Source organism: Neobacillus sp. DHD-1R, from assembly GCF_057747995.1.
In genome coordinates this window covers 4,031,336-4,045,420 of sequence record NZ_CM173232.1, presented here as the reverse complement: position 1 = coordinate 4,045,420, position 14,085 = coordinate 4,031,336, and the positions used below count along the sequence as shown (strand labels likewise).

Below are 14,085 nucleotides of genomic sequence, written 5' to 3'. Positions count from 1 at the left end.
GGCACCAGCCTTGTCCTTTTTTGATTGTCCCAATTAAGCTTGTAAGAAGGATTTTAACATCCAGTTATGTTTGTTGAGTTTACCCATTAAGTCTAAGAACATATCGCTAGTCACTTCGTCATTATTTTGTTCCGCAACTTCCATTCCTGCTTTTAATTCATCAATGATTAATGAAAAGTCATGAAGAGTGACTTGAACCATTTCTTCTGCTGATAATTTTTCGGTTGTTTCTTCAATTGTTGCAAGTTGAAGATATTCTTTTAATGTCGAAACAGGCTTGCCGCCAATGCTTAATAATTGTTCAGCAAATTCATCAATAGTGGTTGCAGCTCCTTCATATAATTCCTCGAATTTTGCATGCAAGGTAAAGAAATGCGGTCCTTTTACATACCAGTGAAAACGATGTAATTTTGTATATAATACGTTCCAGTTTGCAATTTGTTGGTTAAGAATCTGTTCTAATGTCATTTAGCATTCCTCCTAATTTCTTATCTGAATTAATTATAACATATATTAAATAAAAGTAAATATTAAATTATAATTATTATAAATAATGAAGATCGGTAGCCAATGGAGTTCATTAATTGGAGCCCGCTCTCGTAAAAAAGTATTATACTAACTCCTGCAGTTCCTCAGTCATTTTCTGTACCAAATCAGGTCGGCCATGAAACTGTGCAGGTGTATTTTGAAAAAGGACGATTTGCCAAGTATCGTTCTTTTTACTCGCAACGAGTGAATGATGTGTATTTACGTTTGGATTAATGGTAGTTTGACCCGGGGGTAGCATACCTGCTATCGCCCGCAATATTGCAACATCAGCACTCATAAAACGCACATCTTTCACTTTTGCCACAAACGCTGCAGTTTGATGATTAGCAAAGATTTGTTGAAGATTTAATACAGCCTCTTCTCGTCCTATGTACTGGCTCCCATCATATCCAATCATTTCGCCATCCTCAGCAAATGGTTCCATCATGGCACCAGCATTGCCATTGTTCCAGCCTTCTAAAAACTGTTGATAAAGATTCTTCACTGATGCTGTATCATTATTCATGATTGTCCATCTCCTTGTTAGAAAACTATTCCTAATATGAGTATAAATTAGCCCTAAATCCCAGGCAACTTCCGTTTATCCAGCAGATGGTCAATAAACTTTTCCTAAAAATAAGTAACAAGCAAGAAATGTGGGTAAATTAATAATATTTACTTATGTTTGATAGGGGGAAATGCCATGAAACTGACTCATGAACAGGCAATTGAATTACACGGCTTTAATAACCTCACGAAGTCATTAAGCTTTAATATGTATGATATTTGCTATACAAGAACGAAGGAAGAGCGAGAAGCTTATCTGAAATATATTGATGAACAATACAGTGCCGACAGGCTGCAAAAAATATTAAAGCATGTATCAGACATCATTGGTGCACATGTGTTAAACGTGGCCAGCCAGGATTTTGAACCAGCAGGAGCGAGTGTGACACTATTAGTTTCAGAGGGACCAGTTGCCAATGCTCCTTCTGAATCATTTGAGGAATCACCAGGGCCGCTGCCAGAATCGGTGGTCATGCAGTTAGATAAAAGTCATATCACTGTTCATACATATCCGGAATTTCATCCTGATGAAGGAATTAGTACATTTAGAGCCGATATCGATGTTTCAACATGCGGAGAAATTTCACCGCTTAAGGCCCTTCATTATCTGATTCGGTCATTTGAAACAGATGTGATGACGATTGATTATCGGGTTCGTGGTTTTACAAGGGATAAAACAGGTCACAAGCTATTTATTGACCATGAAATAAACTCTATCCAGAATTACATCCCGGATGATGTGGGAGAATTATTTGATATGATTGATGTGAATGTCTATCAGGAGCATATTTTTCACACAAAATGCAAGCTGCGGGAATTTGATTTAAATAACTATTTGTTTGGTTACACAAAAGATAAATTAACTCCGGATGAACATATTGAGATTACAGAGAGACTTAAAATTGAAATGGATGAAATCTTTTATGGAAAAAATATTGTCTAATTTTAAAAAGGCTTATTCATTGTTAAGGACACAATAGAGCAGGTGGTAACACGAGCATCTCCACTGGTATATTTCACCAGCTTATCCCATACATTGAATTGAAATGATGATGGGGGGGATGTCTATGCAATTTTATTATGGGCCACAAATGCCATTACGGATTTTGGATGAGGCGGAATTCTGGAAACACCAAGAAGAAGAGCATACGGTCGTTATTAGAGAGCTTGTTTCTGACCTAGAAACAGAATTTGTTGATGCACTGAAAAAGTGGGAGCAAGCGCTTGGGGACACTCATAAACAGGTTGTCCGTTTCATTGAATCTGTAATTAGGTCAGGCGCGCAGGTATCCAATCAATTATACCAACAAGTATTACAGCTCGTTTCCTTCTCTCTCCAACAAAGTGAAGCATTTATTCAATTGTGCGAGCAAATTAAAACACAGAGTGCTGCTGTAAGTAGGAACCAAACAGCTAAAGTGGTATTAAATCATATTATCCGGGAGTCTGAATACTTTATTGGGATAGCTCAAGCACTCTTATCAAGTGATCAGGGGGCAGGACAGTAATTTTACTGATAGTATCCTGAATGGAATAAAACCATTACGGTGGCTTTACTAAATGAAAAGTCACCGTTTTTCTTTTAAATAGAATTGCTTGACGTGAAACCAAAAGGTGTTATATAGTCTAATTATGAAACCAAACGGTTTCGTAATTTAGAATTAAAGTAAGACTATTCGAGGAGGTTTTATTTTGGGAAATGAGTCACAAGCAACTTTAGATGATATTAAATATACGGTGGTATACAATGCACCGATTGCAAAAGTTTGGGATGCAGTAGCGACAGCAGAAGGTTTGAGTGGATGGTTCATGCCGAATGACCTAAAGCCAATTGAAGGTCATGAATTTCATATAAATGCAGGCCAATTTGGTATGTCTCCATGTAAGGTGACACATGTGGATCCACTTCACCGTCTATCATTTAATTGGGGAAAAGATTGGACACTTACCTTTGAATTAAAAGATCTAGAAGGGAAAACAGAGTTAACATTAATCCATGGCGGCTGGGATGTAAATAAAGTTACCGAATTTGGTGCTCCACATACACCAATTCGTGAAAACATGAATCAGGGCTGGGCAGGTCTTGTGAAAAAATTACAAGGGTATGTTGAGGCATAGATGGCTGCTTCCGCAGCAAAGCATGATGTCTTTCAAGCCATCGCTGACCCCACCCGTCGAAGTCTATTAAAACTACTGAGTAATCAGGAAATGCCTGTTACAGCCATCAGTGAACATTTTCCGATTAGCCGTACCGCTGTTTCCAAGCATCTAAAGGTTTTATCAGAAGCAGGTTTGGTTAAGGAACGGAGAGTCGGCCGGGAAACAAGGTACAAGCTTGAGCCAGAGCCCTTGTATGAGTTAAAAGACTGGCTTCAGTATTTTGAATTATTTTGGGAAAATAAATTGTCGGCCCTCAAGCTTTTCGTGGAGTCTGATGTGAAGGAAGAAAAAGATAAACCTTAAATAGCAAAATCTAAACGAGTTCCGTTTCCTATCGCAAACATTAAATATGTAAGTTAAAATGAGTGCCATTTTGCATATGAAATTGACGCTCATTTTTTATTGGTGTAAAGCCATTTGTGCTGAAATTACACAAAAATTTATATAGGGAAATGCACTCAGAATTGTAGGGGTACAATGGCTGTTGAACTCCTACAATTTTACCCTCAATTTCATATAAACAAATTGTCTTAAAAAAAATCCTTAGAATGGACGTTATAATTGGATATATATGTTACGGGAAATAAGGATTGTGAAAAAATGAACTTACGTTAACTGGCAGGATAGTTGAAGAATAAAATGGACATACGTTCCAAAAAGGATTCATTGATTTCGATACGTTTAATATTCAAGGCGATAAACTCCCATGATGGCTTTTTCATGGGAGCAGTATCGGTGCGTGTACATAGGTAAAACAGTAGAAAAAATTACAAAAAAATAAAGCAACCCGAAGGCTGCCTTAATAATAATAAATCATTAATATGTTCTCTGTATCAGTGACATTGTAACTCATTTCCTTAAATTTACTACCATAGAATTCCTGAGCCTTACTCCCAACCTTCTGATAATTAGTCCAGTCCGTGATATACTCTGGGTTATAGTCTTCAAAGTGGATAAGAATCATATCTCCTCCTGACCAGTAATCAGTAACATACTCTACCTTATCTACCTTTCTACCTAGAGTCTCCTCAGTAAACTTCTCAAGCTGAGTTTCTGCATCGACTGGAGCTTCATTTAGAGGTGGAACTGCTTGACCAGGTTCGATCTTCTTAACTTGTCCATAAGCAGTTTCTCTACCATGTCCATATTCTTTACCAATAGCTTTACCTTTTCCCTTGTTAGCGTTGTCTGATACGTTAGTTGTATTAATGTTGTTGTCCTTTAATTGATTCTTAGTTCCGTCAGTTTGATTACATGCAGTAAGTGCTAGTGCTAATACTAAACCAAGTCCAAGGAGCTTCATTATTAATTACCTCCATTAAAGATCGTACTCATTTAGTATTCTGAATCTCGTTTGTTTGTATTCAGTAAAGAAGGTATCTAAGCTACCTATGTAGAGTGGGCATTGAGAGAGTAGCTAAAAGGGATGCCCCTTTTTATGCTTTTTAAAGCATGTTGTTGATTTTGTTCTTCAACTATCTGGCTGGTTAGCGGAAGAAGGAAATAGAAAATAAAAGTAGAATTTATTTAAAGGATTGAAATTGTTATTCCGAGTCAGAATAGTTAAACAACGATTAATTAATTGGGAGCTAGAAGATGAAAAGTAAAAAAAGAAATAGAGACGGCTTTTTTAAAGATACCCTAATTGAGTTTATATTTGAAGTGGTTTGGAACATCTTAATGTTTATACCAAGAATGATAATTCGCTTAATAGGGAATATTTGGTGAAGTAGTTAGTCAAAATAGAGCTAACGAGGGCGATTGCAAATAAGAGCTGTCATTTTTTTTAAAAGATATCAAAAATGGCTCAGTATAGTTGAACTGAGCCATTTTATTTTTAAAATTGCAAAAACAGATACAAAAGGCTGTACAAATTTGGCTGCATTTCCGATTGCATTTTCGGTTTTTTGCGATAGGAAACGGAACCCGTTAGCAAAATCTGCTGGCTTTTTTATGTTAAACATTTTTAACCCCTTTTTTTCTATAAACAAAAGAGAGAATGATTAAAAAGGCAATGGCTGCAATTGAAACGGATGAACCAATTATATTATTACGATTTAACAAAAATCCAATAAAGATAATGCTTAATGCCACAATCGCGAAGACGGTCGTGAGTGGAAACCATTTTACTTTAAATGCAGGTTTATTTTTGTAGTGCGGTCTTAGTTTTAACTGAGCGGCACAAATGCTAATCCAAATGATCATCACTGTAAAACCAGGAATGGTCATTAGGTAGCCGATGACCTGGCTTGGCGTTAGATAAGCTAAGTAAACACCAGCAATGATACATACACTAGTAATCATAATTCCTATATAAGGGATACCTTTATTCGATATTTTCGCTAATCCCTTTGGGGCTACACCGCTTTGTGCCATTGAAAATAGCGTTCTAGATGTCGCATAAATACCTGAGTTTGCAGCAGAAAGAACGGCGGTTAAGAGAACAAAGTTCATGATATGTGCTGCTCCAGGTAACCCTGTTATGCTGAAAACCTGAACAAAAGGACTGTCTTGACCTGTCACTTTGTCCCATGGCATCATTCCACAAATAATAAGGATTGGTAAAATATAAAAAATAATGACCCGCCAAACAGCACCTTTGATAATTTTGGGTAATACTCGTCCGGCATCTTTTGTTTCCGTAACAGCTACGCCGATTAATTCGGCACCTCCATAAGAAAACATAACAACTAAAAAGGCACTAAATGTCCCACTTAGTCCGTGTGGAAAGAATCCGCCATGATCGGTATAGTTCGAAAGCGGATCTTGAATGTTGCTGGGAATAAGACCTAAAAGCAGTAAAAAGCCTAAAATGATGAAAGCAATTAGAGCAATAATTTTAATTCCGGCAAACCAAAATTCTAGCTCCCCATAATATTTTACTTGAAATAAATTGATCCCTACAATTATGACTGCGCAAAAAAAGCTTAAAAGCCATAATGGTATGGTAGGATACCAAAATTGCAAAAAGCTACCTGCTGCTAATAATTCAACAACAGTAACAATGACCCAATTGATCCAATAAAGCCATCCGACTAGAAATGAAACTTGGAATCCAAATGCTTTGTTAACTAGATGTTGTACATTTAAATTGGGAAAAGCAAGCGCCATTTCCCCTAAGGCTGCCATGATAATAAACAGCAAAATCCCACCAATTAAATAGGCAATAATAACACTTGGACCTGCAATACTTAACGTATCAGAGCTCCCTTTGAAAATCCCCGTACCAATCATTCCAGCCAGGGCAATGAACTGAACATGTCTCGGTAATAACCCCTTTTGTAAATCTTGTTGCTTTTTCTCCATAATTCCCCTACCTACTTTTCTCTTTTACTTAGACGCTTTTAAGCATTAAAGTATTTTACAATACTATATCATAATAATGATAACTGTCAATTAGAATAGTAAATTAACTAGATCAATTTAACAATATTTTTTTGCATAAAGGAAACTTTATTGGAGGGGGTGAATATTATATATTAAATAGGAGATGATAAATATGATTGTTACCCCACGATTACAGCGAAGAATTGTTATTTATTCATATGTATTTAAAAAGCTTGGAATCCTCTCAGAACAAGAGTATAAGATTATTACTAATTTTTCCACCATACCTGAAAATAAATAAAGGGAAATAGACAAGTAAAAAGCACGCGATTGTTCGCATGCTTTTTTAATGCATATAATTAGACGCTTAAATTTTGCTGTTAAGATGACAGCTTCACTTTTTTTTGTGTAGTTGTCCATTTTCCGCGGCTTGGGCTGATGACCAAGTCATTATAGGCTAAGACATTTAAATCTCGTTGTATGGTGCGAGGAGTGATACCAAATTCCTCTACAAGTTCTTGGGTCGTGACAGTGCCGTTGTTTCTGATAAACATGTAGATACATTTGATGCGGTTTAACATCCGGTTAGTTGAAGGTTTCAAAGAACCACTCCCTATCCTAATTTCAAACCTATGGCTTAATCCCTCTACCGACAGCCTGTTTGAAGATTACTCTTCAAGAATATGTAGTTTCTTTTCCGCGCAGACATCTCCTTTTTATGGAATGTTCCTGTGGATACATAGATGTCATACATCTAACCTTATTGTACCCATAATTTCAGAAAATTTCTACCAATATAGTAAAGTTTACAAAAAAAGCACAGGGAATTGATGGGAAATGTTCGTTTTTTGCCCTCCTACATTATTTTATACTTTAAGTTATGGGGGGAGGTGTATGAAATATGATAAATTGTTTGAATTTTTAGTAAAAATATTTTAGCCTGCTTTTGCATAAAGGTTCCTTATTACATAAACCATTGGGAAATTGCTAAGATATTTGCAGAAGTGATATTCTTAAAGATGAAATGAGAACATTCAAACATATTGGGGGTAAGCACGATTGACAGAGATTAATTGGATGAATGAAGTGGACAAACGAAAGGACGCTCTTATTCACGACGCCCAGGGATTATTACATATAAAAAGTCTTCTAGATGAAGAGCATGCATCTGATGAAGCGCCGCTTGGTGCTGGAGTAAAGGAAGCACTTGACTTTATGCTGAACCTTGGGGAAAAAGATGGGTTCACTGCTAAAAACGTAGGCAATCTGGCCGGACATCTTGAGTTTGGCGAAGGCGAAGAACTGCTCGGCATCCTTTGCCATGTGGATGTGGTTCCAGAAGGGGATGGATGGACTAGCAATCCGTATGGTGCAGAAATTCGTGATGGAAAAATATTTGCCCGCGGTGCATTGGATGACAAAGGGCCGACAATGGCTGCCTATTATGCAATGAAAATTGTTAAGGAACTTGGTCTGCCACTGAAAAAGCGCGTCCGGATGATTATTGGAACCGACGAAGAAAGTAATTGGCGCTGTGTCGATCACTATTTCGAGCATGAAGAAATGCCGACTTTAGGATTTGCACCTGATGCTGATTTTCCAATCATTAATGCGGAAAAAGGGATCGCTGATTTTGATATGGCCCAGCAGAAACCGATTCAAACCCAAGCAAAGACCAAAGTGGAGGTCAAAAGTTTTGTTTCAGGAAAAAGATATAATATGGTTCCGGACCACGCCAAAGCAGCCATTCTGGTGAACGAGAGTCAGGATGAACTGATTAAGCATTTTACAAAGTTTATGCAGCAATATGGATTGGAACATAGTTACTTTATTGAAAATGAAGCCTTAATTTTAGAGGTAAAAGGTGTATCTGCACATGGAATGGAGCCGAAGAATGGGAAAAATGCTGGCTTATTTTTAGCAGAGTTTCTATCTAAACAAGTGTTAGATGGACAGGCAGCTCATTATTTTCAATTTGTTTCGCGCTACTTCTTTGAGGATTCACGGGGGGGGAACCTTGGAGTGGCATATTCAGACGAAATCTCAGGAGAACTAACCATCAATCCGGGAAAACTTGTTTATTCAGCAGAGGCAGGCGGAAGAATTGGGATGACTTGCCGTTACCCTATTACTAATAAAATGGAAACGACAAAGGAAAAACTTGATTCGCTCTTAATGGAGGAAGGCTTTGTGATTGAGAATTTTTCAGACTCCAAGCCCCATCATGTCGATGAACAAGAATTCTTGATTCAAACCTTGAAAAAGGTTTACGAAGAACAAACAGGAGAAAAAGCAGAGTTGATTGCTATTGGAGGTGGTACATATGCACGCTCATTAAAAACGGGAGTGGCGTTTGGCCCATTATTCCCTGGAAGACCTGATATCGCCCATCAAAAAGATGAATATATGTATATTGAAGATTTATTAAAAGCAACGGCTATATACGCCCAGGCTATTTATGAATTAGCACAAGGCGAATAAGGAATCGAATCAAATCAAAGGGGGAGTTGACCATGAAATTTGCAATCTTAAATGGAAAGATGATAAACCGATCAGATGCCAAGGTAGATATTGAAGACCGCGGATACCAATTTGGTGATGGCGTGTATGAAGTAGTCCGTGTCTATAACAGTAAGCTGTTTACCTTATTTGAACATTTGGCTCGTTTTGCTAAAAGTTTGGAAAGTATCGGTATTTCACTTTCGTATTCAACGAAAGAATTAGCGGGGTTACTTGAAGAGCTTGTTGAAAAAAATAACCTTCAGATGGGTATTGTTTATATGCAAATGACAAGAGGAGTCGCTCCTCGCAATCATGCTTTCCCATCGTCTGAGGTAACTCCTACCTTTGTGGCCTATACAAAAGAAGTTACTCGTCCAATCGATAGTTTGCATAATGGGGTCAAAACCATTCTTACGGAAGATATACGCTGGTTAAGATGTGATATTAAAAGCTTAAATTTGCTAGGAAATTTATTGGCAAAGCAAAAAGCAACGGATAAGGGCTGCTTTGAAGCAATCCAATACCGCGGTAAACATATAACAGAAGGAAGTTCATCCAATGTCTTCATCGTAAAAAATGGTGTGGTCTGTACCCATCCCTCAGACGAATTAATTTTAAAGGGGATAACAAAAGACGTCATAATACAACTGTGCTTGAAAAATAAAATTCCACTCGAGGAAAAATCATTTACATTAGAAGAGCTGGCACAAGCTGACGAAGTCTTCATGGCTAGCACAACAGCTGAAGTTATGCCGATTGTTGAAGTAGATGGAAAAACAGTGAATAATGGTATACCTGGACCTGTTGCAAGGAAATTACAAGATTCATTTGTTAATGAAATTGAAAAACAGTGCGGTGCGCTTCAAGATAAATAATACTTTAACATAAAGAGGATGTCGCAAAAGGTTCCGACCTTTTGCTAAGGGCATCCTTTTTTCAATTGATGATGTCTATTCCTTAGAAGATGAATCTTGAAATAAAACGGCAGCTCCCCTGTATTGAAATTGAGACAGCATGTAAAAAATATCGTTTGATTTTTCGTTTGCTTTTACATACTTTTTGGAGAAAATAGACTAAAATTAAAAAAAGGAATGAACAAAACCATGGATCAACGACCCCATTTTTTCTTCGCCGTAAGAATCCCTGAAGAAACGAAATTAATTATGAAAGAACATATGGAAAAATTAAAAGAAATGATCCCATTCAGCCGCTGGGTAAACCACCATGACCTACATATTACCTTGGCTTTTTTAGGTTCAGCAGCACCTGAAAAACTAGCTGCAGCGGAGAAAAATGTTCGTGAGGCCTTAAGAAATTCAATGACAATAACATTAAAGATAAACGAACTGGGAATTTTCGGGAGGGAAGATTCCCCTCGCGTGTTTTGGGCTGATACTGAGGATAGTCAAGAACTGAAAACCTTAAGGCAAGAAGTGTTTTCAGCTTGTATTGAGGCTGGATTCCAATTAGAAACAAGGCCGTTTCGTCCCCACATTACCTTGGCGAGGAAGTGGAAAAGTCCAGACAATTTTCAAAGAGAACTGTTGAAGAAATGGAATGAACTGCAGCCAGAACCACTTATTTTTCAAGCAAGGGATGTAGTTGTCTATCAAACGCATCTTGATAAAATACCAAAATATGAAGCGGTAACCATATTTCCTTTACGAACATAGAAATTATAATCAAAGGTTGGTTTTATGAAACATATTTATTTTATTGTCAATCCAAAAGCAAAAAATGGCTTTTGTCTCAAAATATGGAATAAAATTGAGGCTAAATTAATTGAGCAGCACATAACTTATCTCGCCTTTTTTACTGAATATCCAGGACACGCTAAACATCTCGCGAGCCAAATTGCAACGAAGAACCATGAGGAAAAGCTCCTCATTGCTGTGGGTGGAGATGGAACGATGCATGAAGTGATGAACGGGATTGTTACTGCTTCTCAAATCACACTTGGATTTATTCCCGGCGGATCTGGAAACGATTTTTCAAGGGGGTTTCAGATTCCAACAGATCCAGAGGAAGCGCTAAACGTGATTCTTCGCTTAAGAAAACATAAAGGTATGCTGATTGATATTGGAAAAATTTCGCTGGATCAAGTAAATGAACACTATTTTATTAATAATATGGGTGCAGGATTTGATGCGATTATTTCTTATGAGGTCAACCACTCACGAATGAAGGGGTGGTTAAATAAGTTTTCACTTGGTCGGTTAGTTTATGTCTATTTTCTATTAAAAAATGTATTTACTTATAAAACCGCAACAATTGATTTATCAATTGACGGGAAAAAGCATATATTTGAACAAACATGGTTTGTTACCGTTTCCAACCAACCATTTTATGGCGGCGGGATGAAAATAGCCCCAACAGCCGAGCCTGATGACGGGCTTTTTGATATAACTGTGGTCCATCAACTATCACGGCTTAAGCTCCTACTCGTCTTTATCAGTGTTTTTTGGGGACAGCACGTCCATTTTAAAGAAGTGAAAACCTTTAAAGGGACAGTGGTATCTATCCACTCCCCGACATCACAATATGTTCATGCGGATGGAGAGCATGTCGGATATACGCCGTTCACCGTTCACTTACAAGCGAAAGCATTGGCCATTTTAACGAGAAAAAAAGGTAAGGAAGAAGTTGAAATAAAGGAGAGAGATTCGAATGATTTCTACTGACAGGAAATTCTTTGCCTACTTAGATGAAATGAATATCATTACGATTCTTCTTCCCCTATCCTATCATCACGGGTTGTCATCGGCTTTTTATATGACGACAGATGTCGTGATGACCCCGCTGCAAATCTTATCCAAGACAGAGATCGATCATAATAATAAATATGTTTGTCAGTTTGCTGGAGAGTTTTCTTTTGGAAAGCAGCATTGGATCCTTGATGAACATGGTGGAAAAACAGATGTGCAAATTGGTGCCGTTATTCGAACTGATTCCTTTGATGAAAAGTTCTATTATGATGGCCATGACCTAGGTGTGGCCATTCAAGCTAATCAAACTATTTTTAAGCTCTGGGCACCTTCTGCCACAGCGGTGAAAGTAAAATTACGACCTCCAGCTAACGAGTATTCTGAAATCATCAAGATGAGACGAGAAGACAACGGTATTTGGTTCGTTAGTCTTAATCGTGATCTGGAATTGTATCAATATAGTTTTCTCGTTCTCATTAATCAGGAATGGCGTGAAGCCATTGACCCTTATGTGAAGGCTGTGACAGTGAATGGGGAGCTGGGGGTTATTGTGAAGCTTGAAAAAACCTTTCGGCCTAGACAGGACTTACCGCCCTTAGATGGCCCTACAGACGCCGTTATTTACGAAACCCATATTAGAGATTTTACCATTCATAAAAATAGCGGGATCAAGAATAAGGGACTATATATAGGTGCTGGAGAGCTAAATACGAAAGGGAATGATGGCGAACTCACTGGATTATCATATGTAAAAGATTTGGGGATTACCCATATTGAATTGCTTCCTTTTCATGATTTTGCTGGTGTCGATGAATTAAATTCCCTTCAAGAGTATAACTGGGGGTATAATCCGCTTCATTTCAATACTCCAGAGGGAAGCTATGCCACAGACCCCGCCAATCCATATTCAAGAATCAGAGAGTTAAAGCAATTAATCGATCAAATACACAGCATTGGTCTTAGAGTCATTATGGATGTAGTTTATAATCATGTCTTCATTCGTGAAAATTCCTCTTTTGAAAAAATAGTTCCAGGTTATTATTTTCGGCATAATGAAATCGGTTTACCCTCAAACGGTACTGGTGTTGGCAATGATATTGCATCTGAACGAAGAATGGTTAGAAAATTTATTGTGGACTCGATCCGCTTTTGGATAGAAGAATATCATGTTGATGGATTTCGCTTTGATTTAATGGGGATTTTAGATGTAGACACCATGTTAGAGGTGAGAAAAACATGTGATAGTCTAGCAAAGGGTACGCTCATCATTGGTGAAGGTTGGAACCTTAACACCCCACTTCCTTTGGCGGAAAAAGCAACGATCACTAATCAAGCAAAAATACCGGATATCGCCCAGTTCAATGATAAATTTCGCGACATTATAAAAGGCAGTACGTTTAATTTGTTTGATAAAGGCTTCGCCTTAGGCAATGAGCATTATTTGGATGCGGCAATTGAGGTAATCACTGGAAGTATCGGCCGGACAAAGAAAAGTATTCGCCTCTTTAATCAGCCTTTTCAATCAGTGAATTATGTAGAATGTCATGACAATCACACACTCTGGGATAAACTTCAAGCGTGTTTCCCGGATGCCAATGATGTGCTGCGAATGAAATACCATCGCCTCGCTACGGGCATTGTTTTACTGTCTCAGGGTATTCCGTTTCTTCACAGCGGTCAGGAGTTCTTCCGCACGAAGCAAGGGGAAGGAAATAGCTATCGCTCCCCAGATGCCATTAACCAGCTTGATTGGGATCGGAAAATCCAACTTAAAGAAAATGTAGAGTATATAAAGGGACTGATTCAAATTCGTAAAGCATTTCCGTGTTTCCGAATGAAAAGTACGGAAGAGATTCGTTCTCATATCCACCCATTATCATTTGTTTCTCCGGTTTTAGGATGCCTGTTCCATAAGGAAGGGAATGAGGTGCTTTTAGTGATAAATCCAACTTCAAAAGAACAAAAGATTTCCCTTCCGAGTGGAGAATGGCTGGTTTTAGCCAATCATAAAGTTGCGGGAATTACTCCCAGTGGAGACGTGCAAGTGGCAGAAATCATGGTAGAACAAATTTCTCTAAATGTTTTGTTAAAAAAATAGTTTTCGAAGATTACTTGACTACAAAAGGCAATAGGAGATAAAATTTATTAAGATGGCTATTGTGTGCAATGGTTTCAATAGCTTTTTTTTTATTCTTAAAAAAAGCTATTGGTATAATTGTGGTTAAATTAAACCTTCCGGCAGCACAGGTTGTACCTCTAAATGGGGAATAAGCGCATTAGAACGGCATAAATTGAA

Annotated in this window: 16 protein-coding genes; 10 read left to right on the top strand and 6 right to left on the bottom strand. The window is 37.8% G+C overall.

The window, feature by feature from the left end:
* Nucleotides 1-33: 33 nt before the first annotated feature.
* Entirely contained in the window at nucleotides 34-468 is a 435-nt protein-coding gene (locus AC3ANL_RS19960) for a Dps family protein (protein ID WP_488326127.1), read from the bottom strand.
* A 142-nt stretch (nucleotides 469-610) separates the two neighbouring features.
* Complete coding sequence (locus tag AC3ANL_RS19955) at nucleotides 611-1,054, bottom strand: SgcJ/EcaC family oxidoreductase (protein WP_488326126.1); 444 nt, start codon at nucleotides 1,052-1,054, stop codon at nucleotides 611-613.
* 177 nt (nucleotides 1,055-1,231) lie between these two features.
* Here AC3ANL_RS19955 and speD point away from each other — a divergent pair, with 177 nt between their 5' ends.
* The 4 genes from speD to AC3ANL_RS19935 all read left to right on the top strand — a co-directional run bounded on the left by speD (nucleotide 1,232) and on the right by AC3ANL_RS19935 (nucleotide 3,558).
* A complete protein-coding gene (gene speD / locus AC3ANL_RS19950; RefSeq protein ID WP_488326125.1) occupies nucleotides 1,232-2,038 on the top strand; it encodes an adenosylmethionine decarboxylase in 807 nt (268 codons plus the stop codon).
* Between the two features lie 124 nt (nucleotides 2,039-2,162).
* Nucleotides 2,163-2,603 carry a DUF2935 domain-containing protein gene (locus AC3ANL_RS19945; RefSeq protein ID WP_488326124.1) on the top strand — a complete coding sequence of 147 codons (441 nt, stop codon included), beginning with the start codon at nucleotides 2,163-2,165 and terminating at the stop codon, nucleotides 2,601-2,603.
* Nucleotides 2,604-2,787: 184 nt separating this feature from the next.
* Nucleotides 2,788-3,213, top strand: coding sequence for an SRPBCC family protein (locus AC3ANL_RS19940; protein ID WP_488326123.1), 426 nt, complete (start codon nucleotides 2,788-2,790; stop codon nucleotides 3,211-3,213).
* The gene (locus tag AC3ANL_RS19935) at nucleotides 3,214-3,558 is read left to right on the top strand and encodes an ArsR/SmtB family transcription factor (RefSeq protein WP_488326122.1); all 345 of its coding nucleotides are present in this window, start codon (nucleotides 3,214-3,216) and stop codon (nucleotides 3,556-3,558) included. It begins immediately after the preceding gene.
* Nucleotides 3,559-4,054: 496 nt separating this feature from the next.
* On the opposite strand, the gene AC3ANL_RS19930 is transcribed toward AC3ANL_RS19935, so the two are convergent.
* The 3 genes from AC3ANL_RS19930 to AC3ANL_RS19920 all read right to left on the bottom strand — a co-directional run bounded on the left by AC3ANL_RS19930 (nucleotide 4,055) and on the right by AC3ANL_RS19920 (nucleotide 6,561).
* Nucleotides 4,055-4,558, bottom strand: a complete 504-nt coding sequence (locus tag AC3ANL_RS19930; protein ID WP_488326121.1) for a hypothetical protein — start codon at nucleotides 4,556-4,558, stop codon at nucleotides 4,055-4,057.
* Nucleotides 4,559-5,051: 493 nt separating this feature from the next.
* Nucleotides 5,052-5,219: a hypothetical protein gene (locus tag AC3ANL_RS19925; RefSeq protein ID WP_488326120.1), complete on the bottom strand. Its 168-nt coding sequence runs from the start codon at nucleotides 5,217-5,219 to the stop codon at nucleotides 5,052-5,054.
* Nucleotides 5,212-6,561 carry an amino acid permease gene (locus AC3ANL_RS19920; protein WP_488326119.1) on the bottom strand — a complete coding sequence of 450 codons (1,350 nt, stop codon included), beginning with the start codon at nucleotides 6,559-6,561 and terminating at the stop codon, nucleotides 5,212-5,214. The genes AC3ANL_RS19925 and AC3ANL_RS19920 overlap by 8 nt, the downstream gene beginning before the upstream one ends.
* Nucleotides 6,562-6,754: 193 nt before the next feature.
* Here AC3ANL_RS19920 and AC3ANL_RS19915 point away from each other — a divergent pair, with 193 nt between their 5' ends.
* On the top strand, nucleotides 6,755-6,883 hold the full coding sequence (locus tag AC3ANL_RS19915; RefSeq protein ID WP_488326118.1) for a hypothetical protein: 129 nt from the start codon (nucleotides 6,755-6,757) through the stop codon (nucleotides 6,881-6,883).
* 79 nt (nucleotides 6,884-6,962) lie between these two features.
* Here AC3ANL_RS19915 and AC3ANL_RS19910 read toward each other — a convergent pair whose 3' ends face one another.
* Nucleotides 6,963-7,184 (bottom strand): DeoR family transcriptional regulator, encoded by a 222-nt coding sequence (locus AC3ANL_RS19910; RefSeq protein ID WP_400429973.1) that lies wholly within the window; start codon nucleotides 7,182-7,184, stop codon nucleotides 6,963-6,965.
* Nucleotides 7,185-7,641: 457 nt separating this feature from the next.
* Here AC3ANL_RS19910 and pepV point away from each other — a divergent pair, with 457 nt between their 5' ends.
* The 5 genes from pepV (at nucleotide 7,642) to pulA (ending at nucleotide 13,887) form a co-directional block, all read left to right on the top strand.
* The gene (pepV, locus tag AC3ANL_RS19905) at nucleotides 7,642-9,063 is read left to right on the top strand and encodes a dipeptidase PepV (RefSeq protein WP_488326117.1); all 1,422 of its coding nucleotides are present in this window, start codon (nucleotides 7,642-7,644) and stop codon (nucleotides 9,061-9,063) included.
* Nucleotides 9,064-9,095: 32 nt separating this feature from the next.
* Nucleotides 9,096-9,959: a D-amino-acid transaminase gene (dat, locus tag AC3ANL_RS19900; RefSeq protein WP_488326116.1), complete on the top strand. Its 864-nt coding sequence runs from the start codon at nucleotides 9,096-9,098 to the stop codon at nucleotides 9,957-9,959.
* A 228-nt stretch (nucleotides 9,960-10,187) separates the two neighbouring features.
* Nucleotides 10,188-10,757, top strand: a complete 570-nt coding sequence (gene thpR / locus AC3ANL_RS19895) for an RNA 2',3'-cyclic phosphodiesterase (protein WP_488326115.1) — start codon at nucleotides 10,188-10,190, stop codon at nucleotides 10,755-10,757.
* Between the two features lie 24 nt (nucleotides 10,758-10,781).
* Nucleotides 10,782-11,765, top strand: a complete 984-nt coding sequence (locus AC3ANL_RS19890) for a diacylglycerol/lipid kinase family protein (RefSeq protein WP_488326114.1) — start codon at nucleotides 10,782-10,784, stop codon at nucleotides 11,763-11,765.
* The gene (gene pulA / locus AC3ANL_RS19885) at nucleotides 11,752-13,887 is read left to right on the top strand and encodes a type I pullulanase (RefSeq protein WP_488326113.1); all 2,136 of its coding nucleotides are present in this window, start codon (nucleotides 11,752-11,754) and stop codon (nucleotides 13,885-13,887) included. Before AC3ANL_RS19890 ends, pulA begins: the two co-directional genes overlap by 14 nt.
* Nucleotides 13,888-14,085 lie beyond the last annotated feature (198 nt).